General features: G+C 71.2%; 20 protein-coding genes. 10 read left to right on the top strand and 10 right to left on the bottom strand.

Annotation, left to right across the window (positions count from 1 at the left end; all coding sequences use genetic code 11):
- Positions 1-5: 5 nt before the first annotated feature.
- Positions 6-1448, top strand: a complete 1443-nt coding sequence (gene tldD / locus NRY95_14565; protein ID UYC14947.1) for a metalloprotease TldD — start codon at positions 6-8, stop codon at positions 1446-1448.
- Positions 1449-1547: 99 nt separating this feature from the next.
- On the opposite strand, the gene NRY95_14560 is transcribed toward tldD, so the two are convergent.
- The gene (locus tag NRY95_14560) at positions 1548-2150 is read right to left on the bottom strand and encodes a ribosome-associated protein (GenBank protein ID UYC14946.1); all 603 of its coding nucleotides are present in this window, start codon (positions 2148-2150) and stop codon (positions 1548-1550) included.
- Positions 2151-2215: 65 nt separating this feature from the next.
- Here NRY95_14560 and pmbA point away from each other — a divergent pair, with 65 nt between their 5' ends.
- Both pmbA and NRY95_14550 read left to right on the top strand, forming a co-directional pair.
- Entirely contained in the window at positions 2216-3580 is a 1365-nt protein-coding gene (gene pmbA, locus NRY95_14555) for a metalloprotease PmbA (GenBank protein UYC14945.1), read from the top strand.
- Positions 3581-3734: 154 nt separating this feature from the next.
- Positions 3735-4112, top strand: coding sequence for a DUF4870 domain-containing protein (locus tag NRY95_14550; GenBank protein ID UYC14944.1), 378 nt, complete (start codon positions 3735-3737; stop codon positions 4110-4112).
- A gap of 48 nt (positions 4113-4160) precedes the next feature.
- Here NRY95_14550 and NRY95_14545 read toward each other — a convergent pair whose 3' ends face one another.
- Positions 4161-4454: a hypothetical protein gene (locus tag NRY95_14545; GenBank protein ID UYC14943.1), complete on the bottom strand. Its 294-nt coding sequence runs from the start codon at positions 4452-4454 to the stop codon at positions 4161-4163.
- A gap of 51 nt (positions 4455-4505) precedes the next feature.
- On the opposite strand from NRY95_14545, the gene NRY95_14540 reads away from it, so the two are divergent.
- Positions 4506-5927 (top strand): DUF1800 domain-containing protein, encoded by a 1422-nt coding sequence (locus tag NRY95_14540; GenBank protein UYC14942.1) that lies wholly within the window; start codon positions 4506-4508, stop codon positions 5925-5927.
- A 37-nt stretch (positions 5928-5964) separates the two neighbouring features.
- Positions 5965-7104, top strand: a complete 1140-nt coding sequence (locus NRY95_14535; protein ID UYC14941.1) for a DUF1501 domain-containing protein — start codon at positions 5965-5967, stop codon at positions 7102-7104.
- Between the two features lie 165 nt (positions 7105-7269).
- Here NRY95_14535 and NRY95_14530 read toward each other — a convergent pair whose 3' ends face one another.
- From NRY95_14530 to NRY95_14505, 6 genes are all read right to left on the bottom strand, one after another.
- Positions 7270-8361 carry a M35 family metallo-endopeptidase gene (locus NRY95_14530; protein ID UYC14940.1) on the bottom strand — a complete coding sequence of 364 codons (1092 nt, stop codon included), beginning with the start codon at positions 8359-8361 and terminating at the stop codon, positions 7270-7272.
- 757 nt (positions 8362-9118) lie between these two features.
- Positions 9119-10000: a polyprenyl synthetase family protein gene (locus tag NRY95_14525; protein ID UYC14939.1), complete on the bottom strand. Its 882-nt coding sequence runs from the start codon at positions 9998-10000 to the stop codon at positions 9119-9121.
- Positions 9990-10253, bottom strand: coding sequence for an exodeoxyribonuclease VII small subunit (locus NRY95_14520; protein UYC14938.1), 264 nt, complete (start codon positions 10251-10253; stop codon positions 9990-9992). Before NRY95_14520 ends, NRY95_14525 begins: the two co-directional genes overlap by 11 nt.
- A gap of 31 nt (positions 10254-10284) precedes the next feature.
- On the bottom strand, positions 10285-11595 hold the full coding sequence (tilS, locus tag NRY95_14515; GenBank protein ID UYC14937.1) for a tRNA lysidine(34) synthetase TilS: 1311 nt from the start codon (positions 11593-11595) through the stop codon (positions 10285-10287).
- Between the two features lie 214 nt (positions 11596-11809).
- Positions 11810-12361, bottom strand: a complete 552-nt coding sequence (locus tag NRY95_14510; protein UYC14936.1) for a WG repeat-containing protein — start codon at positions 12359-12361, stop codon at positions 11810-11812.
- On the bottom strand, positions 12358-14067 hold the full coding sequence (locus tag NRY95_14505) for an alkaline phosphatase (GenBank protein ID UYC14935.1): 1710 nt from the start codon (positions 14065-14067) through the stop codon (positions 12358-12360). Before NRY95_14505 ends, NRY95_14510 begins: the two co-directional genes overlap by 4 nt.
- A gap of 150 nt (positions 14068-14217) precedes the next feature.
- On the opposite strand from NRY95_14505, the gene NRY95_14500 reads away from it, so the two are divergent.
- From NRY95_14500 to NRY95_14490, 3 genes are all read left to right on the top strand, one after another.
- Positions 14218-15558: a dicarboxylate/amino acid:cation symporter gene (locus tag NRY95_14500; GenBank protein UYC14934.1), complete on the top strand. Its 1341-nt coding sequence runs from the start codon at positions 14218-14220 to the stop codon at positions 15556-15558.
- Entirely contained in the window at positions 15536-16402 is an 867-nt protein-coding gene (locus tag NRY95_14495; GenBank protein ID UYC14933.1) for a class I SAM-dependent methyltransferase, read from the top strand. Before NRY95_14500 ends, NRY95_14495 begins: the two co-directional genes overlap by 23 nt.
- A gap of 187 nt (positions 16403-16589) precedes the next feature.
- On the top strand, positions 16590-17069 hold the full coding sequence (locus tag NRY95_14490; GenBank protein UYC14932.1) for an acyl-CoA thioesterase: 480 nt from the start codon (positions 16590-16592) through the stop codon (positions 17067-17069).
- Between the two features lie 155 nt (positions 17070-17224).
- On the opposite strand, the gene NRY95_14485 is transcribed toward NRY95_14490, so the two are convergent.
- Complete coding sequence (locus NRY95_14485) at positions 17225-18049, bottom strand: NlpC/P60 family protein (protein UYC14931.1); 825 nt, start codon at positions 18047-18049, stop codon at positions 17225-17227.
- Between the two features lie 107 nt (positions 18050-18156).
- Positions 18157-18702, bottom strand: a complete 546-nt coding sequence (locus NRY95_14480) for a C40 family peptidase (protein ID UYC14930.1) — start codon at positions 18700-18702, stop codon at positions 18157-18159.
- Positions 18703-18812: 110 nt separating this feature from the next.
- On the opposite strand from NRY95_14480, the gene NRY95_14475 reads away from it, so the two are divergent.
- The gene (locus tag NRY95_14475) at positions 18813-19292 is read left to right on the top strand and encodes a peptidylprolyl isomerase (protein UYC14929.1); all 480 of its coding nucleotides are present in this window, start codon (positions 18813-18815) and stop codon (positions 19290-19292) included.
- Positions 19293-19457: 165 nt separating this feature from the next.
- Positions 19458-20735: a DUF418 domain-containing protein gene (locus tag NRY95_14470; GenBank protein ID UYC14928.1), complete on the top strand. Its 1278-nt coding sequence runs from the start codon at positions 19458-19460 to the stop codon at positions 20733-20735.
- The last annotated feature ends 178 nt before the right edge of the window (positions 20736-20913 follow it).

Here is a 20913-nt window from a genome sequence, read left to right as displayed (position 1 = left end):
AGCCCATGACCGAAAACGCCCTCAGCCTCGCCGAAACCCGCCTGTTGCTTCCCGCCGGCCTGGATGCCACCAGCCTGGAGCGCGCCTTCGGCACGCTGCTCGGCCCCGGCATCGACTTCGGCGACCTGTATTTCCAGCATTCGCGGCGCGAGAGCTGGAGCGTGGAGGACGGCATCGTCAAGGACGGCGCCCATTCCATCGAACAGGGCGTGGGGGTACGCGCGATTTCCGGCGAGAAGACCGGTTTCGCCTACTCCGACGACATCCACCGCGACGCGCTGCTGGCCGCGGCGCAGTCGGCGCGGGCGATTTCACGCGACGGCGGCGCGCAGCCGGCGCAATCGCTGCTGCGCGGCAACGGGCGCGCGCTGTATCCGGCGCTGGACCCGGTGGACGGCATGGGCAACGACCTCAAGGTCGAGATGCTGCGGCGCCTGGACCAGTTCCTGCGCGCCGCCGATCCGCGCGTGCAGCAGGTGATGGTCGGCCTGTCCGGCGGCGTGGACACGGTGCTGGTGGCGCGCAGCGACGGCGTGCTCGCCGCCGACGTGCGCCCGCTGGTGCGGCTCAACGTGCAGGTGATCGTCGAACAGGACGGGCGCCGCGAGTCCGGCCATGCCGGCGGTGGCGGCCGCTACGGTTACGAGGTGCTGTTCGCCGACGGCCGCCCCGAGGCCTTCGCCAAGGAAGCCTTGCGCGAGGCGCTGGTGAACCTGGAGGCGGTGCCGGCCCCGGCCGGGGTGATGCCGGTGGTGCTCGGTCCCGGCTGGCCCGGCGTGCTGCTGCACGAGGCGGTCGGGCATGGCCTGGAAGGCGACTTCAATCGCAAGGGCACCAGTGTCTATGCCGGCCGCATCGGCCAGCGCGTGGCCTCGCCGGGCGTGACCATCGTCGACGACGGCACCCTCGTCGGCCGCCGCGGCTCGCTGAACGTGGACGACGAAGGCACGCCGACCAACTGCACCACGCTGATCGAGGACGGCGTGCTGGTGGGCTATATGCAGGACTCGCTGAACGCGCGGCTGATGGGCGTGGCGCCGACCGGCAACGGCCGCCGCGAATCGTTCGCGCACCTGCCGATGCCGCGCATGACCAATACCTACATGCTGGCCGGCCAGCACGATCCGGAAGAGATGATCCGCTCGGTGAAGAAGGGCCTGTACGCGGTCAATTTTGGCGGCGGCCAGGTCGACATCACCAGCGGCAAGTACGTGTTCTCGGCGACCGAGGCCTACCTGATCGAGGACGGCAGGATCACCGCGCCGGTGAAGGGCGCCACCCTGATCGGCAACGGCCCGGAAACCATGCAGAAGGTGCGCATGATCGGCCACGACCTGGCGCTGGACGCGGGCGTGGGCGTATGCGGCAAGGACGGGCAGAGCGTGCCGGTCGGCGTCGGCCAGCCGTCGCTGCTGATCGACGGGCTGACCGTGGGCGGGACCGCTTGAGTGCCGGGAATGGGGAATCGGCAAACGGGAATCGCTAGCGCCGCGCGCTGCGGCCATGGCGATGCCGGTGCGATCGGCCGCTCCGTCCGGCGCCGCGCCTCAGTCGCGCTCGTCGGGATCGGTGTCGATCGCGTCCAGGTCCGCTTCTTCGAGTCCCGAGTCCCGAGTCCCGAGTCCCGAGTCCGCCCCCAGCACCAACTCGCGCAACTCCCGGAACAACTCCCGGTAGGCATGCGGCGGCTTGTTCTTCAGCCGCTCTTCCTTGGCGTTGCGGATCAGCTGGCGCAGGCGTTGGCGGTCGGCCTCGGGGTAGTCGCCCAGCAGTTCGGACAGCGCGCTGTCGCCGTCGGCGAGCAGGCGCGCGCGCCAGTCCTCGACGCGGTGGATCGCCGCCACTTCGCGGCGCGCGCCGTCGCTGTTGGCGTCCATCGCCTCGCGGATCGCGTCCAGGGTGGCGTCGTCCTCGCGGCGCATCTGCTTGGCCAGGAACGCCAGCTGCCGCTTGTGCGCGATGTGCGAGGTGATGCGCTTGCTTTCCTCGATATGCGGAATCAGCGATTCGGGCACCGGCAGCTTGGCCAGCTGCGCCGGGGTCAGCGCCACCAGCTTCTCGCCCAGGGTCAGCACTTCCAGCGCCGCGCGGCGCTGCTGGCTGCGGCTGTCGCCGCGGAATTCACCGGTGTCTTCGTCGCGTCCGCGCATCGTCTTTCCAATTCGAATTTTCCGCTCCGCGTTGCGCGGAGCCGTGACCTCTACAGGATAAAGCATTGAACGCGATCACTTCCGAACTGCGCCGCGACGACAGCCTGGAACGGCTGGAGCGCCTGTCCGACATCGCCGAGCGGCTGCTGGCGCGCGCGCGCGAACTCGGCGCCAGCCAGGCCGAGGTCAGCTGCAGCGAAGACCGCGGGCTGGACGTCAACGTGCGCCTGGGCGCGGTGGAAACGGTCGAGGCCACCCGCGACCGCGGGATCGGCGTCACCGTCTACTTCGGCCAGCGCAAGGGCAGCGCCAGCACCGCCGACCTGCACCAATCCAGCCTCGAGGCGACCGTCGCCCAGGCCTGCGCGATCGCCCGCTACACCGAGGACGACGTCGCCGCCGGGCTGGCCGACGCGGCGCTGATGGCGCGCGAGCTGCCCGAACTGGACCGCTGGCATCCGTGGGCGCTGGAGGCCGAGGAGGCGATCGAGCTGGCCCTGGCCTGCGAGACCGCCGGGCGCGAGGCCGACCCGCGCGTGGCCAATTCCGACGGCGCCTCGGCCGGCAGCAGCGAGAGCCTGTCGGTGTACGCCAACTCGCACGGCTTCGTCGGCCGCGAGCGCAGCACCCACCATTCGATCGGTTGCTCGCTGATCGCCGGCCACGGCGACGGCATGCAGCGCGACCATTGGTACAGCAGCGCGCTGGCGCGCGAGGACCTCGAACAGCCGGAAGCGATCGGCCGCCGCGCCGCCGAGCGCACCGTGGCGCGGCTGCAGCCGCGCTCGCTGCCCACCGGCGAGCTGCCGGTGCTGTTCGCGGCGGAGATGGCGCGCTCGCTGGTCGGGCACCTGCTCGGCGCGGTGTCCGGCGGCGCGCTGTACCGCCGCGCCAGCTTCCTGCTCGACAGCGTCGGCAGCCGCCTGTTCCCGGACTGGTTCGCGATCGACGAACTGCCGCACCTGCGCCGCGGGCTGCGCTCGGCCGCCTTCGACGGCGAGGGCGTGGCCACCCGCGCCGCGCCGCTGATTGCCGGCGGGGTGCTGCAGCGCTATGTGCTGGGCAGCTACTCGGCGCGCAAGCTCGGCCTGCAGACCACCGCCAACGCCGGCGGCGTGCACAACCTGCAGGTGGCGGCGAACGCGGACGACCTGGCCACGATCGCGGCGGGCATTCCGCGCGGCCTGCTGGTCACCGAACTGATGGGCAACGGCGTCAACCCGGTCACCGGCGATTACTCGCGCGGCGCCGGCGGCTTCTGGATCGAGAACGGCGCCATCGCCTACCCGGTGGACGAGGTCACCATCGCCGGCAACCTGCGCGAGATGTTCCAGCGCATCGAGGCGGTCGGCCGCGACATCGACGTGCGCTCGCACGTGCACATCGGCGCGGTGCTGGTCGGCAGGATGACGGTGGCCGGCAACTCCTGACCCGCGCGGCTGGCCGTCGCCGCCATCCGCGGCCGCGGCCGCTGGCGGGGCGCGCCCGGCCCGGCGTCGCGAAGGCTTGACAGGCTCGCGCGGGCCACCGAGAGTGGCGCGCGAAGCGCCTTGCCCACTCACCACCATAAGGAAAGGAATACCGATGAGCGAATTCGACAACGTGACCGCACCGCCGCCGCCGCCGGCTGCCGCCGGCCCGCAGGAAGACCGTACGGTCGCCTTGATCACCCATCTGTCGGGCATCATCGCCGGCTTCATCGTGCCGCTGATCATCTGGCTGGTGAACAAGGACAACCCGGCCAAGGCGTTCCTCAACGACCAGGCCAAGGAAGCGCTGAACTTCCAGATCACCGTCGCCATCGCCTACGTGATCTGCATGGTGCTCAGCGTCATCGTGATCGGCGGGCTGCTGGCGCCGGTGGTGTGGGTGGTGAACCTGGTGTTCTGCATCCTGGCCGGGATCAAGGCCAACGAAGGCGTGGCCTACCGCTACCCGTTCGCGCTGCGCCTGATCAAGTAAGCGCGCGGTCCGGTTCGCGAACAAGGCCCGGCATTCGCCGGGCCTTTTCTATTTCCGCTGCTGGGCAACCTCCGTTTCAAGGCCAAGACCTGGTGTCGCTGCGATAGCAGCGGCCACGAAGTCGATCACCGGCGAAGAGCGGCGCGGATCGCGCTGCACGACCAGCCAGATATCGCGCGAGAACATGCTTCCGGCGTGTTCCAGTCGCATCATCGGGGGGCGCATCGCCCAGAAAGCACGGCGGGCCGGCGACTCCGGCCCGGTCCGCGCCGTGGTTTCCTCGCCCGCGATCTGCTCTCTCCGGGGGAGGCCGCGCTGCGAATTGCGGCTGCGGCCGGTCAACCCGGCCTGGTGTCGCGCGTTTGCATTGTGGATGCCGAACCGGAGCGCCGCATGATCCGTCGCGAAACCCTGAGTGCCGCGAACCGCTTCGGCCTGGGCGCACGCCCGGGCGAGCTGGCGAGCATCGGCGATCCGTACGCGTGGCTGGCCGCGCAGGTGCGCGCGCCGCCCGCTGCCGTTCCCGCCATGCAGGGCTTGCCCGACAGCCTGGACTATCTGCGCCGCGAAGCCGACTACCAGCGCGAACGGCGCCAGGCGCGGATGCAGGCGCCAGCGGATGCCAAGCCCGCGCAGCAGGCGGCGCGCGGCCTGTACCGGCAGGCGCAGGCGCAGGAGCTGGCGGCGCGCTACGGCGCCGCGGTCGCCAGCGCGGACGGCTTCGCCGAGCGTCTGGTGCAGTTCTGGTCCAACCATTTCGCGGTCTCGGTCGACAAGCGCGCGGCCGCGCTGTACGCCGCGCCGATGGAGCGCGAAGCGATCCGCCCGCAGTGCATGGGCCGTTTCGCCGACCTGTTGCTGGCGGTGGAGCGGCATCCGGCGATGCTGCGCTACCTGGACAACGCCAATTCGATCGGTCCCGACTCGGTGCTGGCGCAACGCGCGCAGCGCCGTGCGGCGCGGCAGGGCCTGGAGGCGCCGCCGCGCCGGTCCGGCCTCAACGAGAACCTGGCGCGCGAGATCCTGGAACTGCACACGCTGGGCGTGGACGGCGGCTATACCCAGGCCGACGTCACCGAGCTGGCGCGCGCGATCACTGGCTGGGGCGTGCCGGCGCCACGCGATTTCGAGCAGGGCGCGCCCGATCGCGCCTTCGTGTTTCGCGCCCCGGCGCATGCCGCCGGCAGCCGTCAGGTGCTGGGCCGGCGCTACGCCGAGGCCGGGCAGGAGCAGGGCGAGGCGATCCTGGCCGCATTGGCGCGGCACCCGGCCACCGCGCGGCATGTGTCGCTGAAGCTGGCGCGACATTTCGTCCATGACGCTCCGCCGCCGGCGCTGGTGCAGCGCATGGCCGACGCCTGGCTGCGCAGCGATGGGCATTTGCCCAGCGTGTACCGCGCGCTGATCGACAGTCCGGAGGCGTGGAGTGCGCAGGCGCGCAAGTTCAAGCCACCGCAGGATTTCGTGCTGTCGGCGCTGCGCGCCGGAGGTGAATGGCCGCAGGCGCCGGCGCAGCAGAAAACGGTGCTCGGCCTGCTGATGCGCATGGGGCAGCCGCCGTTCACGCCGCGCTCGCCGGCCGGCTATGCCGACGTGGCCGCCGAATGGAGCGGGCCGGATGCGCTGTGGAAGCGGGTGCAGGCGGCCGAGGCGCTGGCCGGGCTGGTCGCACCCACCGATCCGCTGGCGCTGGCCGGCAGCGTGTTCGCCACCAGCCTGGACCAGGACACCGCCAGTGCCTTGCGCCGCGCCGAATCGCCGCGCGACGGCGTGGCCTTGCTGCTGGCCAGCCCGGCCTTCCAATGGCGCGCCTGAGCGGCGCGTCGCGCACCACGATCGCGGAGAACGCCCGATGCAACTGACACGCCGCCGTTTTCTCGCCGCCAGCGGTGCGGCCACATTGTTGAGCCTGTGGTCCGGCGCCGCTCTGGCCACGCCGGGCGCGCAGACGCGACTGCTGGTGGTGCTGCTGCGCGGCGCGCTGGACGGCCTGCATGCGCTGGTGCCGCAGGGCGATGCGGACTACGCGCGGCTGCGCGGCGCGCTGGCGCCGCCGCAGACCCTGGCGCTGGACGGCAGTTTCGCGCTGCACCCGGCGCTGGCCTTCGCCCACGAACTGTATGCGCGCAAGCAGTGGCTGCCGGTGGTGGCGGTGGCGCCGCCGTATCGGCAACGCTCGCATTTCGAAGCGCAGGACTGCCTGGAAAACGGTACCGCGCGGCCCAGCGGCGCCTCCAGCGGCTGGCTCAACCGGTGTGCGGCGGCGCTGCACGGCGCCGACGCGCTCTCGGTGAGCACGGTGACGCCGTTGATCATGCGCGGTCCGGGCGCGGTCAGCAGTTGGTCGCCGCCGTTGCCGAGCGCGGTCAATCCGATCCTGCTGCAGCGGCTGCAGCCCCTGTACGCTGCAGATGCGCAACTGGCCGACGGCTTCGCGCGCGCGGTGCGCGGGCAGGGCATGCAGGTGGACAGCGTCAAGGGCGGGCAGCTGCCGCAGGCGATGAGCGCCGCCGCCGGCTTCATGGCCAAGGCCGACGGCCCGCGGATCGGCTTCGTCGAGGATTCGGGCTGGGACACGCACGGCAACCAGGCCACGGTGCTGCAGCGCAAGCTGGCCGAACTCGATGCCGGAGTGCGCGCGTTCCACGACGGTGCCGGCGCCAGCTGGGAGCGCAGCGTGGTCGCAGTGGTGACCGAGTTCGGGCGCACCGCGGCGGTCAACGGCACCGGCGGCACCGATCACGGCACCGGTGGCGTGGCCTTCCTGGCCGGCGGCGCGATCCGCGGCGGGCGCATTGCCGGCGACTGGCCGGGGCTGTCGCCGCGGGCCTTGAACGAGGGGCGCGACCTGCGCGCCACCGCCGACCTGCGCGGCCTGTTCAAGCATCTGCTGGGCGCACACCTGGGCGTGTCCGACGCGGCGCTGGAAACGCAGGTGTTTCCCGGCAGCGGTGCGGTGCGGGCGATGGACGGGCTGGTAGCGTCGCGCTGAGGAAGTACACGCTGACGGTGGACGTTACGGCGTCCGGCCCGCTGTCGCATGCGCAGCGAACATGGCCGCCAATGCGGCGGCCATTGCATCATGCCGCGCGCCGGCAACGGTGCCGGCATGGCCTTGCCGGCACCGGTCGCGCGTGCGCTGCGTACGGCGCCAGGTTCAGTTCTGCGCCGGGGTGTTCTCGGCGAAGTACTCGTGGCTGTCGGCGTTCTTCACCGCACGCGCCGGATTGCTGGTGGCCAGGGTCCGCGCCGCGCTCTGGCCGTAGGCATAGTCCGAAGTACCGGCGACCACGGTGAAATGGCTCATCTCGTGGATCAGCGTGCCGGCCTTGGAATCGGTGCCGGTCAGCGGTGCGCTCCAGAACGCATTGCAGACATAGATCTGGTACGGCTGGTTGGCGTAGACATAGGCGTAGGAGCTGTCGCTGCAGCCGCAGTTGATGGTGACCTGGCCGTTGTTCTGGTCGATCGCCGCATCGATGTTGACGAAGTTGGAGGTGGCCGTGCTGTAGCGGCCGGCGTCGTACGCACCGAACCAGGAGGTGTAGCGCGCGCCGGTGCTGCCGCCGTTGAGATAGGTCTTGGCGTTCTGCGAATAGGTGCGCGCCGAGTTCACCGCGCTGCCGATGGTGCTGATCTGGCTGGTGCTGCACGAGGTGTAGTTGATGCCGTTGACCACCGCCTGCGGACCGGCCATCAGATCGTTGCGCACCGCGCGGCCGCGGCCGTCCAGCCACAGCGTCAGCGGTGCGCTGGACACGGTCTGCGCCTGGCCGTCGGCGCGCTGCATCCGCTCACCGTCGGCGAATGCGGCGTACTGCAGCGACGCGTTGAGGTGGATGGTGTAGTTGCCGCTGCGCGACAGTTCGTAGGCGTTGGCCAGATCGATCTGCGCGTGCCGCGCTTCGCCCGGCTGCAGGGTCACGTAATCCTCGGCGCGCGGAGCGGCGCGCTTGACCAGGCGCCCGACGTAATCGACCGTGCTGCCGTCGCGCTGGATCTCGAACAGGCTGGCATCGAGTTCGCCCAGCGGCAGCTCCCACCTGGGCACGCGCGCGCCGCGCGCGCCGGCGTTGCGCACGGTGACCGCGACCTGCCCACGGTACTGGCCGTCGGCGTCGGCGACCGGTGCCAGTTCGACCTGCAGCGGCGGGGTGGTGCGCGACAGCCGCGATTGCGCCGTGGCCGCAGACATGAGGCCGACCAGACTGAAGCCGATGGCTGCCGAGATCAGGGATGCGTGTTTCATGCAGGCTTTCTCCGTCGAAAAGGGACTGCCCGTGCGTGGGCGTATGCAAACTAGCCCGACGATCCGCGGGTAACCGGCGTTTGTGGATTTGTCTGCGATTCCGTCCAGCGAAACGGACGACCGATCCCACAAACGATGTTCGTGCGAATCCGGCGCCAGCGTCCATTCGCTGCGCTGGACGCACGCATGGCGCCTTGCATCGCGCGTTCGCCGGTGCGCTCCCGGTTTGCCGGTGCGCATGCCGATGCTAGAGTCGCGCGTTCACGCCTTGGCACGGGGACGTCATGGGATCGCTACGCCTGTGGTGGGGTGCCGCGCCGATGTCGCTGGCGGCGATTGCCGCGGCGCAGCCTGCGGTCCGCGAGATCGCGCTGGCTGTGCAGGGGCCGACGTCGCCGCGCGATCGCTTCTACGATCTGTCGGTGGGTTCGGACTATCCGGGCACGCCGCTGCGCGAGGTATGCGACCTGCGACGGCGGCGTGCTGAAACTGCTGGCCTGGGAGTTCGTCACGCCGAAGCAGGACAAGAGCAATCGCCCGTACTTCACCCAGGTGCTGCCGGCGGCCGCGACGCCGCGTTATTAGAGGTGCCCTGAAGTCGCTCCCACATGTCCCTACAGGCGGCCGGCGCGCTGCCTGCGCTGCAGAGAGGATTTCAGCGCCCTCCCGACCACCTTGAAGCCTGGCAATCTCGCCGCTTCGATTGTCGCGGCTGAAGCCGCTCCCACATGTCCCTACAGGGGGCGGCTGGATGGAGTCAGTGCGCGCGATCCACCGCCAGCCGCGCCAGCGCCGCCAGCGTGTCGGCGCGGGCGCCGTGGCCGTGCAGGCTGTCGCGCATCGTCGCCGCCAGTTCGGTGAGCTTGGCCTTGGCGCCGTCCATGCCCAGCAGCGCCGGGTAGGTGGACTTGGCCTGCGCCGCGTCCTTGCCGGCGGTCTTGCCGAGCTGTTCGGAGCTGGCCTCGATGTCGAGGATATCGTCGCGCACCTGGAATGCCAGGCCCAGCGCGCTGGCGAAGGCGTCCAGCTGCGCCAGCGCGGCGGCGTCGGCGCCGCCGCCGAGCGCGCCCAGGCGCACGCTGGCGCGGATCAGCGCGCCGGTCTTCAATGCGTGCATGCGCTGCAGGTCGGCCAGCGGCTGCACCGTGCCGGTGGCGTCGATGTCCAGCGCCTGGCCGCCGCACATGCCGGCCGCGCCCGCGGCCTCGGCCAGGGTCTGCAGCCAGCGCACGCGCAAGGCCGCATCGGCGCCGTCGGCGCCGGCCAGCAGGGCGAAGGCCAGGCTCTGCAGCGCATCGCCGGCCAGGATCGCGGTGGCCTCGTCGAAGGCGATATGCACGGTCGGGCGGCCGCGGCGCAAGGCGTCGTCGTCCATCGCCGGCAGATCGTCGTGCACCAGCGAATAGGCGTGGATCAGTTCCACCGCCAGTGCCGGCGCATCCAGTCGGGCTTCGTCGGCGGTGAACAGCGCGCCAGTGGCGTAGACCAGCAGCGGACGCATGCGCTTGCCGCCGCCGAGGGTGGCGTGGCGCATCGCCGCGTGCAGGCGCTGCGGCGCGGCCGCGGCGGCGGGCAGGTGCGCATCCAGGCCGGCTTCCACGCGCTGGCGCCAGCGCGCGAACGCGGCGTCAGCCGCCATGGAGCGGGGCAGGATCGAACGGCTCGGCGCTGTCCGGCTGCTCCGGATCGCTGAGCAGGCGCACGCGCAGTTCGGCCTGTTCCAGCGCCTGCTGGCACTGCCGGTACAGGCCGACGCCACGCTCGTAGGCGCTCAGCGACTGTTCCAGGCTCAGGTCGCCGGTTTCCATCTTCTCCACCAGCACTTCCAGCTCCTCGAGCGATTGCTCGAAGCGGGCGACCGGGGAGGCTTCTTCTAATGGCTTCTTGGGCATCGCGGAAGTGTGCGCGGCGCCGGCGGAAGGGTCAATGCGAGGCGGGTGACGATGGCGTGGCGGCGCTGTCCAGTACCAGCCGCGCGTACCGTGCCTGCAGCCAGGCGTGCAGCGGCGCGGCGACGATCCGGTCGCCGGCGGCGAGCAGGCGCTCGGCGTCGAACAGCAGCGGCAGGCGCGCGCGCTGCCAGGGCGGCACGGCGCGCTCCTGCAGCAGTTGCTTGAGCGCCTGCGAGTGGACGCGCCCGGGCAACAGGATGCGTTCGCCGCCCTGGCGCAAGCGCACCAGCAGCGGGGCGTCGAACACCAGCGGGGTGTCGGCGAGCAGCCGCAGGCGGCGGCCGTCGGGCAGCGCCAGCGGTGCGAGGCCGTCCCATTGCGCCTGCCAGTCGGCGCGCAGCGGCGGCGGATCGCGCTCGGCGTACAACGCCTCGCGCCAGCTGCGCAGCGTCGCGCCATGCCAGGCGAACTGCGCGGCGGCGTCGGCACGCGCGTGCAGCAGCGTACGCTCGATCGCCAGCAGGCCGGCGGCCGGCAGCGGCGGCAGACCCGCTTGCGCGACCCAGCGCCGCAGCACGCGCGCGCGTCGCGGCGCCGGCAGCGCGCGCAGCTGCGGCAGCGACAGCGGCGCGCTGGCGTCGTCGCGCAGCGCCTCCAGCGCGGCCTGGTCGCCGTCGTCCAGCAGCGCGCCGGCTTCGCCGCACAGCTGCGCGCTGCGCGCCAGCGCGGCAGCGGCATGCGGCCAGCGCTGGCGCAGCAGCGGCAACACCTGCAGGCGCAGGAAGTTGCGGTCGAAGCCGGGGTCGGCATTGCTCGGGTCTTCGATCCAGCGCAAGGCGTGCCGCTGCGCGTAGGCCTGCAATGCGCTGCGCGGCAGGGCCAGCAGCGGACGCCACAGCATGCCGGTGGCGAAGCTGCGCAGGCCCTGCATCGCCGCCAGCCCGTCCGGGCCGGAGGCGCGCAGCGCGCGCAGCAGGAAGGTCTCGGCCTGGTCGTCGCGGTGCTGCGCCAGCGCCAGCCACTCGCCGGCGGCCAGCGCCTGGGCGAAGGCCGCGCGCCGCGCCTGCCGTGCCGCGGCCTCCAGGCCGTGGCCGCTGTCGCGCGGCACCTGCACGCGCAGCACCTGCAGCGGGATCGCCAGTGCGGCGCAGCACGCGGTGCAGTGGTCGGCCCAGGCATCGGCATCGGCATGCAGGCCGTGGTGCACATGCAGCGCGCGCAGCCCGGCGCGGCGGTAGTGCGGCTGTTGCGCCAGCGCATGCAGCAGCACGCTGGAATCCAGCCCGCCGCTGAGGCCGACCAGGACCGCGGCCGGCGCCGGGTCGGGCAGGGCGGCGCTCACGGCGCAGGGAGATGCAGTAGCGGGGCGGATGCTCATCGTGTCACTTTAGAGGCTGGCGACGCGGCCGCGAAGCGTGGTGCGGCCGCTGCGGCGCCACGAGGTTGCGTCCCGGCACGCGCCGGTGGCGCGCAAGCCGTGCCCTGCGGTCCAAGTGGAGAGCGGAGCCGGTCTGCTTGTCGGCAAGTCGACGCTGCCGCCCCCGACGTGCCCGCGCTCAGCGCTGCGGTTCGGGCACTTCGCGGTTGCGGCGGTCGATGGCGTACCAGCGCCCGCCTTGCATCGGCGTGTGCCCCTCGCCATCGGGCGTGCCGCGGCGACAGCCGTCGCAGACCCGGGCCACGCCGTGCTCGAACGGCCAGGCGAAATCGTGCACCGGCGCAATCACTTCGCGCAGCTGCCGGTCGTAGAAGCCGATGCGGCCATGGAAGATGCCGCGGGTGAGGCCTTCGGCGAAATAGTCCGGGCCGCTGTCCCATGTGATCACCGGCAGGCTGCTGCCGTCGGCGCGCACGTAGTAGAACTGGTTCTGCACGGTCAGCACGGCCAGGCCGTCGGCGTCGAACTGCAACCGCCGTGCGGTCTGCGGCGACAGCCGCAGACGCCCGTCGGCGCCGACGCTGCAGCCGGGCACGATGGCGCGGTCGCTGTTCGGATCGCCGAGCCGGCACGCGCTGTCCGCCTGCGCCCAGGCCAATGGCGCCGCGGCGATCGCCGCCAGCGCCAGCGCGATCCGTAGCGCGCGAGCGCGCCGCCGCGCCGCCGTCACTTCGCGGTGGCGGTGGCGGCGTCGGCCACGAACGCGTCCGGCTTCGGCACCTGCACCGGCACGCCGTCGGGATTGCAGGTGCCGGCCTGGCACAGGCGGCCGCGCAGCTTCGGCGTGGCCTGCACGATCACGTGGTAGATCACGTTCTCTTCCAGGCTGCCGCGGAACGCGTCGCTGCCGGGGCCGCGCGCCCAGATGCCGACGTCCTCGCCGCCATGGGTCTCGGCCTTGGTCGGCACCAGCGCTTCCTGCATGAAGTCCGGGCTTTCGGTGTCGACATGGGTCAGGTCCGGGCGGCCGTTCGCCGGCTCGAAGCTGCTCGGCGCATGCGGGAAGGTCTTGATGCCGGCCGGCTGCTGGTTGCTGGCGCCGGTATAGCCGGGGCCGTTGGCATAGCTGAGCGTGGCGTACGGCTGGCCGTTGCCGTCCAGCGCCAGCTCGCCGGTGTTGGCGTCTTCGCCGCTGGTGCCGCGCACCTTGCCCAGGATCGGGTTGCCGCGCTGCGGGTAGCCGACGAAGTTGAGCGTGTGCGAATGGTCGGCGGTGACGACGATCAGCGTGTCCTCGGCCGAGGTCGCCTCCGCCGCGGCCTGCACCGCCTGCGACAGGGCGATGGTCTCGTCCAGCGCGCGGTAGGCGTTGCCGGCGTGGTGGGCGTGGTCGATGCGGCCGCCTTCGACCATCAGCACGTAGCCGTCCTTGCCGCGCGACAGGGTGCGGATCGCGGCGCGGGTCATCTCGGCCAGGCTCGGGTCGCCGCCGGCGCCCTGGTCGCGGTCGTGGTCGAACTGCATGTGGTCCGGCTCGAACAGGCCCAGCAGCGCCGGCGCGTTCTGCGCCGCTTCCAGCTGCCCGCGGTTCCAGACGTAGGCGCCCTGCGGATGGCGCTGGCGCCATTCGCCGATCAGGTCGCGGCCGTCCAGGCGCAGGCCGACCTTGTCGTCGTATTCCGGATCGCGCTGCTCGACGGTGGTGAACTGGCCGCGGCCGCCGGCCAGCATCACCTGCGGGCCGCGGCCGAAGCGCGCGCCGACCATCTGCTGGGCGATGTCGCGGCAGCCTTCGGCCACCGCCTTCCCGGGCAGGTCGGTGTCGCTTTCCCAGTTGCGCTCGGGAGTGTGCGCGTAGGTCGCCGCAGGGGTGGCGTGGGTCAGCCGGGTGGTGGTGACGATGCCGGTGTTCATGCCGGCGCTGTCGGCCAGTTCCAGCCAGGTCAGCAGGTGCTTGCCGAGGCTGTCGGCGCAGGCCTCGCGCTTGCCGGCGGACACGCCGATCGCGCCCATGTGGGTCTTCACCCCGGTGGTGATCGAGGTCATGGTGCCGGCCGAGTCCGGGGTCTGCGAGTCGGTGTTGTAGGTCTTGCTCAGCGCGGTGGCCGGGAACGCTTCCCACGCCAGCTGGTTCTCCTCGCCGGAGGCGCCCTTGCGCTGGCCGTCGAGGATGCGCGCGGCGGCGACCGTGGTCAGGCTCATGCCGTCGCCGAGGAACAGGATCACGTTCTTGGCCTTGCCGCGCATCGCGCCGTTGTTGGCCGCCTTGGCCGCGCCGCTGCGGTACCACCAGTCCGGCGTCTCGCCACTTGGATGAGCGACGGCGGGCACCTGGATCGGCGCGACGGCGGCGCTGGCCGGCGCGCGCGGGGCGCTGGCGCAGGCGGCCAGCAGCAGGGTGGAGGCGGCGGCGAAGGCGGGAACGAGGTAGCGCATACGAGGAACGGGCCCTGGGCACGAAGTCCTGCGCATTATGCCGGCTGCGACAAGGCACGCCGATGACATCGCGCCTTTCCAGCCATGGCGTCGTCGCCCGCGCCGGCTTGCGCTATGGTGCAGGATCCCGAGATTTCCTGGATAGCATCGATGACATTGGTGACCGCCTGGTTGCGCATTCCGTTCTGGCAGCGCGTGGTGGCCGGCTTCGTGCTCGGTGCGCTGGCCGGCTGGGCGATGGGGCCGGCGGCGGACACCTGGTTCGGGCCGCTGGGCGATCTGTACGTGACCCTGATCAAGATGATCGCGGTGCCGCTGGTGTTCTTCGCGGTGATCAACGCGATCTCCTCGCTGCACGGCCAGCAATCGGTGGCCAGGCTCGGCGGGCGCACCTTCCTGTGGTTCGTGCTCACCGCCGCGCTGGCGGTCGGCGTCGGCCTGGCCGTGGGCACGCTGCTGCAGCCGGGCGCCGGCCACTTCGGCCTGAGCGTGGATGGCGCATGGAAGCCGCGCGACGTGCCCAGCCCGATCCAGGTGCTGCTGGACGTAGTGCCGTCCAATCCGTTCTATGCGCTGACCGGCATCGGCACCAGGACCAACGCCGCCGGCGAGACGGTGCTGGCGGCCGGGCGCGGCTCGATCCTGCCGGTGATCTTCTTCGCCGCGCTGCTGGGCTTTGCGATGGTCAAGCTGGGCGAGCGCGTGGCCGAGGCACGCAAGCTCACCGGGCAGATGAGCGAGATCATGATCCAGGTCACCCGCTTCGTGCTGGAGATGACCCCGCTCGGCACCTTCGGCCTGATCGCCTCGCTGGTCGGCAGCTACGGCTTCGAGAAGCTGCTGCCGTTCGGCAACTTCGTGCTGGCGCTGTACCTGGCCTGCGCGATCCACATCCTGGTGGTGTACAGCGGCCTGCTGCTGGCGCACGGGCTGAACCCGTGGAAGTTCTTCCGCGGCGCCGCGCCGGGCATGCAGGTGGCCTTCGTCAGTTCCTCCAGCTTCGCCGCGATGCCGGTGGCGCTGCGCTCGATCACCCACAACCTCGGCGTCAACAAGGACTACGCCGCGTTCGCGGTGCCGCTGGGCGCCAGCATCAAGATGGACGGCTGCGGGGCGATCTTCCCGGCGCTGTGCGCGGTGTTCATCGCCCAATACACCGGGGTGCCGCTGACCGCCAACCAGTATTTCGTGGTGCTGATCGCCTCGGTGCTGGGCAGCTTCGGCACCGCCGGCGTGCCCGGTACCGCGGTGGTGATGGCCACGGTGGTGCTGAGCGCGGCCAACCTGCCGCTGGAGGTGATCGGCTACCTGTACGCGATCGACCGCGTGCTGGACATGATGCGCACCATGACCAACGTCACCGGGCAGATGCTGGTGCCGGTGCTGGTGGCCAAGGAAACCGGCCTGCTCGACCGCAGCATGTACGAGGCGGCGTCGAGCAACGTCGGCCTGGAGGATGGGCCGGCCGATGGTTCCGGACGGGTGCGCTGATCGCCTGGTGAGCACGCCTGCGACGCGCTTGCGCGCGCAACTGCAGGCGCTGCCCGGCCTGGTGCCGATCGACGGGGTGCTGGTGCAGCAGGCGCTGGCCGCCGATCCGTTCGAGCGCCGGTACCTCGCGGTCCGCCAGCAGGAAGGCCGCGTCTACAGCGATGCGCAGGTACGCATGCTGCCGCGTCCCGGCGGGGCGTTGGGGGCGAGCCACGAGTGGCGGGTGCGCGCCGCCTCCTGCCGGCGCCTGCTGCGCCACCTGCAGGCGCGCGGCGGCAGCGGACCGTTGCTCGAACTGGGCTGCGGCAACGGCTGGCTGTCGCAGCGGCTGGCCGAGGGCCTGCAGCGCGAGGTCTGCGGCGTCGACGTCAACCGTACCGAGTTGGCGCAGGCCGCGCGCGTGTTCGCGGCCAGTGCGCGTCTGAGCTTCGTCGCCGGCGACATCCACACGCTGCCGTTGCCGCCGCAGCGCTTCGATGCGGTCGTGCTGCCGGCCTGCATCCAGTATTTCGCCGACCCGCGCGCGCTGATCGCACGCTTGCTGGGCTTGCTGCAGGACGATGGCGAACTGCACGTGATCGACAGCCCGTTCTATGCCGATGCCGCGCACGCGCAGGCCAGCGCCGCGCGCAGCCTGCGCTATTTCACCGGCCTGGGCTGCGCGGAACTGGCCAGCCGCTACCACCAGCACACCTATGCTGCGCTCGACGGCATCGTGGTGCGCCGCTTGTTCGATCCGCGCAGCCTGCGCGCCAGGTGGCTGCGCGCGCTGCGCTGGCCGCAGCCGTTCTTCCCGTGGCTGTGCATCCGCAAACGCGACAACCCGGGGCTGGCGCACGCCTAGGCAGGCGCGACCGGCTGCCGGCGCTGCCTGGCAAGGCGATGGCGCCTGCTATCGGCTGGTTTCCTGCGCAGCGACATCCCTGGCCCGGAACCGCACATCCGCGCGTTGCAGCGTTGCATCGCCTCTGGCATCAGCGGCATCGGCACGTGGCAGACTTGCGGGTCTTCCCCCCTTCCCTGGAGCCCCGATGAGCGGCACGCAACGCGAACTGACCTTCCGCTTCCTGGCCGAGCCGATCGACGTCAACTACGGCGGCAAGGTCCACGGCGGGGTGGTGATGAAGTGGATCGACCAGGTCGGCTACGCCGCCGCGGTCGGCTGGAGCGGGCGCTACAGCGTGACCGTGGCGGTCGGCGGGATTCGCTTCGTCTCGCCGATCCGGATCAGCGACATGGTCACGGTCAGCGCCAAGCTGGTCTACACCGGCAGCACCAGCATGCATTTCGCGATCGACGTGCGCGCGCGCGACCCGATGGGCGGCGACTCGCGCCTGTGCACCCACTGCATCATCGTGTTCGTGGCCCTGGACGGGGTCGAAGGCAAGCCGACCCCGGTGCCGTCGTGGAGCCCGGACACGCCCGAAGACCACCGCCTGGCCGAGTACGCGCTGAAGGTGATGGAGCTGAGCAAGGGGATCGAGGACACCATCTCCCACTACCAGGCCTGAGCCTGGCGCCGGCGGTGGCCGTGGCCGCGCCGCAGGCGCGGTCGCGGACCGGCGCGCGGCGAGGTCATGCAGCGCAGGGCAGGCATGGCCTGCAGCAACGGAAAAGGCCGCTGTCTCCAGCGGCCTTTTCGTCGTTTGCCGGCGTGCCGCGCGACTTACATCGCCACGCGCCGCGCCTGCACGAACTTCTCGCTCCAGTAGCCGCTGGTCAGCGTGTCCACGCGCACGTCCTTGCCGCGGCTCGGCGCGTGCAGGAAGCGGCCCTCGCCGACGTACAGGCCGACGTGGTCGACGCGGCCCTTGCGGCCGAAGAACACCAGGTCGCCCGGGGCCAGCGCGTCGCGGTCCTTGATCAGTTCGGCATTGGCCTCGCGTGCCATCTCGCGCGACACGCGCGGCAGCTCGATGCCCAGCGCGGTCCGGAACACGTAGCCGACCAGGCCGCTGCAATCGAAGCCTTCGGTGTCTTCGCCGCCCCAGCGGTACGGGGTGCCGAGCAGCGCCATGGCGCGCTTGAGCACCGACTGGACCTTGTCGCCGCCCGGCACCACGCCTTCGCGCAGCGGCGCCTGGGACACGTCGTAGTTGGCCAGCAGGCGGCTGATGTCGCCGGCGAACATCGCCGAGCGGTCCATCAGCGGAATGGTGTCGTTGGCGGCCAGGTGCGGGAGCAGGGCGGCCAGGGTGGCGGTGGCGGCGGCATCGGCCTTGCTGCGTGCCGTGGCCGGGGTCTGCGCGGCGGCCGGCTTGGCGGTCGCGGGCTGCGAAGCGGTGGAATTGGTGCTGGCCGAGCCGGTGGCGGTGGTCACCTGCGCCGGGGCGATGGTGGCGATCGCTTCGGGGACCACGGTGTCGGCCGGGGCCGACTGGGCCAGGGCCGGAACGGCCGAGAGGCAGAGCGAGGCGGTGCAAATGAGGCGGAAGGCGGCCCGGCGGGGGACGGAGGTCTTGCCTGGAGAGGTCTTGGCTTCGGTCGTCACGCTTCGATCACAAATTCAAACGATGGGCGATCATGCCCTGTAGACAGCAAGAGGAAGTTCAAATTACGTTAATATTTCGTAATTATGAATGTGAGCGAAACCACACTTCAGTGCAGGACACGTTTTGCGCCGGTGTAGTGATCGCGCCAATAGGCCCCGTCCAGAAAGTCCAGACGGACCGTTCCGCCTGTGCTGGGGGCGTGTACGAAGCGGCCCTCGCCGACATAGATGCCGACATGGCTGACCGTGCCGGCGCTGCCGAAAAACACCAGATCGCCGGTGCTCAGGCGCTGCGGATCGATCCGTGGACCCTGCACTGCGGCCAGTTCGCGCGAGGTGCGCGGCAGCCGCAGGTCGAGCATGTCGCGGTAGACGTAGGCGACCAGGCCGCTGCAGTCGAAGCCCGATTCTGGGGTATTGCCGCCGTAGCGGTAGGGCGTGCCGACCAGGCCCAGCGCGCGCATCAGCACCGCGTTGGCCGCGGCCGGGTCGGCCGGCGCCACCTGCGGCCAGCTGCGCACCGCCACCGGCGGGGGCGGACGCGACGGGCGCACCTCGTGGCGGCCGCAGGCGGCCAGCACGGCCATGCACAGCAGGGCCGCCCAGCAGGGAAGACGGCGCCGCGTGGACGTTGCAACTGGCTTGTTCTGCATGGAGCCGGGATAATGCGCAACCTTAGATGGCCGCCATCATGGCGGCGCTCCCGTCGGCCGACAAGCCGTCCACACCGTCTGCCATCGGCAGCCACAGCGCAGAGTTGCACATGAAGATCGAAAAAGACCGCGTCGTCCGTTTCCACTACACCGTCTCCGAAGCCGGCCAGGCGCCGATCGAGACGTCCAAGGACCGCGATCCGCTGGTGATCCTGATCGGCCACGGCAACATCATCCCGGGCCTGGAGAACGCGATGCTGGACCAGGAAGCCGGCGCCAGCTTCGGCGTCGATGTGGCCGCCAAGGATGCCTACGGCGACTACCGCGAGGGCCTGACCCAGCGCGTGCCGAAGAAGCATTTCGGCGCGACCAAGCTGCAGCCGGGCAGCCAGGTGGTGTTGCAGACCAACTTCGGCCCGCGCGCGGTGACCGTGCAGAAGGTCGGCATGAGCGTGGTCGACGTCGACCTCAACCACCCGATGGCGGGCAAGGACCTGCATTTCGACGTGGAGATCCTCGAGGTGCGCGAAGCCAAGCCGGAAGAGATCGAGCACGGCCACGTGCACGGCGACGGCGGTCATCACCATTGATCGAGGCTGGCGCGGATCCGGCTGCTACGGGTCCGCGTCCGCCGTCGCGCCGCTGCCGGCGGCGCCGTCGCTGCCTGGTCGGCAGCGCTGAGCGGCGGCGCAGCGCCCGGCGCGCCGCCGGCGCGCACTGCGCCGCATGCACCTTGGCGCATCGGCGCCGCGGCGATGGATAATCGCCGGTCTTTCGTCCGGTGCCACGCCTTGGCTTCCTCCGCTCCCGTGCTGCAGCCCGTCGCGCCCGCCGAACGCATCGCCGCCCTGGACGTGCTGCGCGGCTTCGCCCTGCTCGGCATCCTGCTGATGAACATCGAGGGCTTCGTCGGTCCCCTGGATGCGGCGATGACCGGGCTGGATCCGCTGTTGCGCGGCGCCGACCGCATCGCCGACGCGGCGGTCTACCTGCTGGTGCAGGGCAAGTTCTACACCTTGTTCTCGTTGCTGTTCGGCATGGGTTTCGCGGTGATGGCGCAGCGCGCCGAGGCGGCGCTGCGCGAGTTCGGCGGCTTCTTCGTGCGCCGCAGCGCGGCGTTGCTGCTGATCGGCGTGCTGCATGCGGTGCTGCTGTGGTCCGGCGACATCCTGGTCAGCTACGCGCTGCTGGCGTTCATGCTGCTCGCCTTCCGCGAGGCGCCGACGCGCTGGTTGCCGTGGATGGCGCTGGCGGTCTATCTGTGCTCGCCGCTGCTGTCGCTGCTGACCGGCGCGATCGGCTCGGCGGCGCAGGCCGATCCGCATGGCGCCGTGCAGTGGCGGCAGGACATGGCCGAGCAGGCGCAGCGCGCGGCGGCGGCGCTGCAACAGCAGCGCCAGGTGTTCGGCCATGGCGGCTACGCCGAGGCCACTGCGCAGCGCCTGCGCGACCTGATCGATACGCTGGGCGAGCTGGTGTTCAATGCGCCCACCATCTTCGGCATGTTCCTGCTCGGCGCGTGGTGCGTGCGCAGTGGCCTGGCGGTGCAGCCGCAGCGCTCTGCGCGGCTGCTGGCGGCGTTGCGCTGGGGCGTGCTGCCGGTGGGCATGGCGCTGATGCTGCTGAGCTTCCGGCTGGAGCCGTGGATGGATCCGGCGCGGCTGGATCTGCGCCTGGCCAGCGCGTTCGCCTTGGCCACCGTGGCCAGCGGGATGATGGCGCTGGGCTATGCGGCCTGGTTGCTGCGCTTGGCCCCGGCGCTGCGCTGGCTGGCACCGGCCGGGCGCATGGCGCTGAGCAACTACCTGCTGCAGTCGCTGCTGTGCACCACGCTGTTCTATGGCTATGGCCTGGGCTATTTCGAGCGCCTGCCGCGCGCCTGGCAGATCCCGTTCGCGTTCGCGCTGTTCGCGCTGCAGGTGGCGGCGTCGCAGCTGTGGCTGCGCCATTTCCGCTTCGGTCCGGTCGAATGGCTGTGGCGTTCGGCGAGCTATCTGCGTTGGCAACCGATGCGCCGTCATGGCACTGCCTGAAACGCGACTGCCCATGACGATGCGCCGATCCCGTGCATGCCGCGGCATCCTCACGCGTGGCTCGCCACCGCGCGTGGCATGCTCGGAATCAGCATGAGCCACACGACAGGACAACCGATGGCCGACCGGATAGGCGGGCAGTGGCCCGCGATCTACACCACGCCGCACCGCGCGGAGC

The sequence above is a fragment of the Xanthomonas campestris pv. phormiicola genome (genome assembly GCA_025666215.1).
Lineage (GTDB): Bacteria > Pseudomonadota > Gammaproteobacteria > Xanthomonadales > Xanthomonadaceae > Xanthomonas_A > Xanthomonas_A campestris_A.
This window is presented reverse-complemented; position numbering and strand designations above follow the sequence as displayed.

Bases quoted from the DNA above. Each gene is read 5' to 3' on its own strand.
- NRY95_14530 (UYC14940.1), bottom strand. From the start codon at position 8,361: ATGAAACACGCATCCCTGATCTCGGCAGCCATCGGCTTCAGTCTGGTC.
- NRY95_14540 (UYC14942.1), top strand. From the start codon at position 4,506: ATGATCCGTCGCGAAACCCTGAGTGCCGCGAACCGCTTCGGCCTGGGC.
- NRY95_14525 (UYC14939.1), bottom strand. From the start codon at position 10,000: ATGGCGGCTGACGCCGCGTTCGCGCGCTGGCGCCAGCGCGTGGAAGCC.
- NRY95_14550 (UYC14944.1), top strand. From the start codon at position 3,735: ATGAGCGAATTCGACAACGTGACCGCACCGCCGCCGCCGCCGGCTGCC.
- NRY95_14520 (UYC14938.1), bottom strand. From the start codon at position 10,253: ATGCCCAAGAAGCCATTAGAAGAAGCCTCCCCGGTCGCCCGCTTCGAG.
- NRY95_14560 (UYC14946.1), bottom strand. From the start codon at position 2,150: ATGCGCGGACGCGACGAAGACACCGGTGAATTCCGCGGCGACAGCCGC.
- NRY95_14495 (UYC14933.1), top strand. From the start codon at position 15,536: ATGGTTCCGGACGGGTGCGCTGATCGCCTGGTGAGCACGCCTGCGACG.
- tldD (UYC14947.1), top strand. From the start codon at position 6: ATGACCGAAAACGCCCTCAGCCTCGCCGAAACCCGCCTGTTGCTTCCC.
- NRY95_14535 (UYC14941.1), top strand. From the start codon at position 5,965: ATGCAACTGACACGCCGCCGTTTTCTCGCCGCCAGCGGTGCGGCCACA.
- NRY95_14480 (UYC14930.1), bottom strand. From the start codon at position 18,702: ATGCAGAACAAGCCAGTTGCAACGTCCACGCGGCGCCGTCTTCCCTGC.
- NRY95_14500 (UYC14934.1), top strand. From the start codon at position 14,218: ATGACATTGGTGACCGCCTGGTTGCGCATTCCGTTCTGGCAGCGCGTG.
- NRY95_14475 (UYC14929.1), top strand. From the start codon at position 18,813: ATGAAGATCGAAAAAGACCGCGTCGTCCGTTTCCACTACACCGTCTCC.
- NRY95_14490 (UYC14932.1), top strand. From the start codon at position 16,590: ATGAGCGGCACGCAACGCGAACTGACCTTCCGCTTCCTGGCCGAGCCG.
- NRY95_14470 (UYC14928.1), top strand. From the start codon at position 19,458: ATGGATAATCGCCGGTCTTTCGTCCGGTGCCACGCCTTGGCTTCCTCC.
- NRY95_14505 (UYC14935.1), bottom strand. From the start codon at position 14,067: ATGCGCTACCTCGTTCCCGCCTTCGCCGCCGCCTCCACCCTGCTGCTG.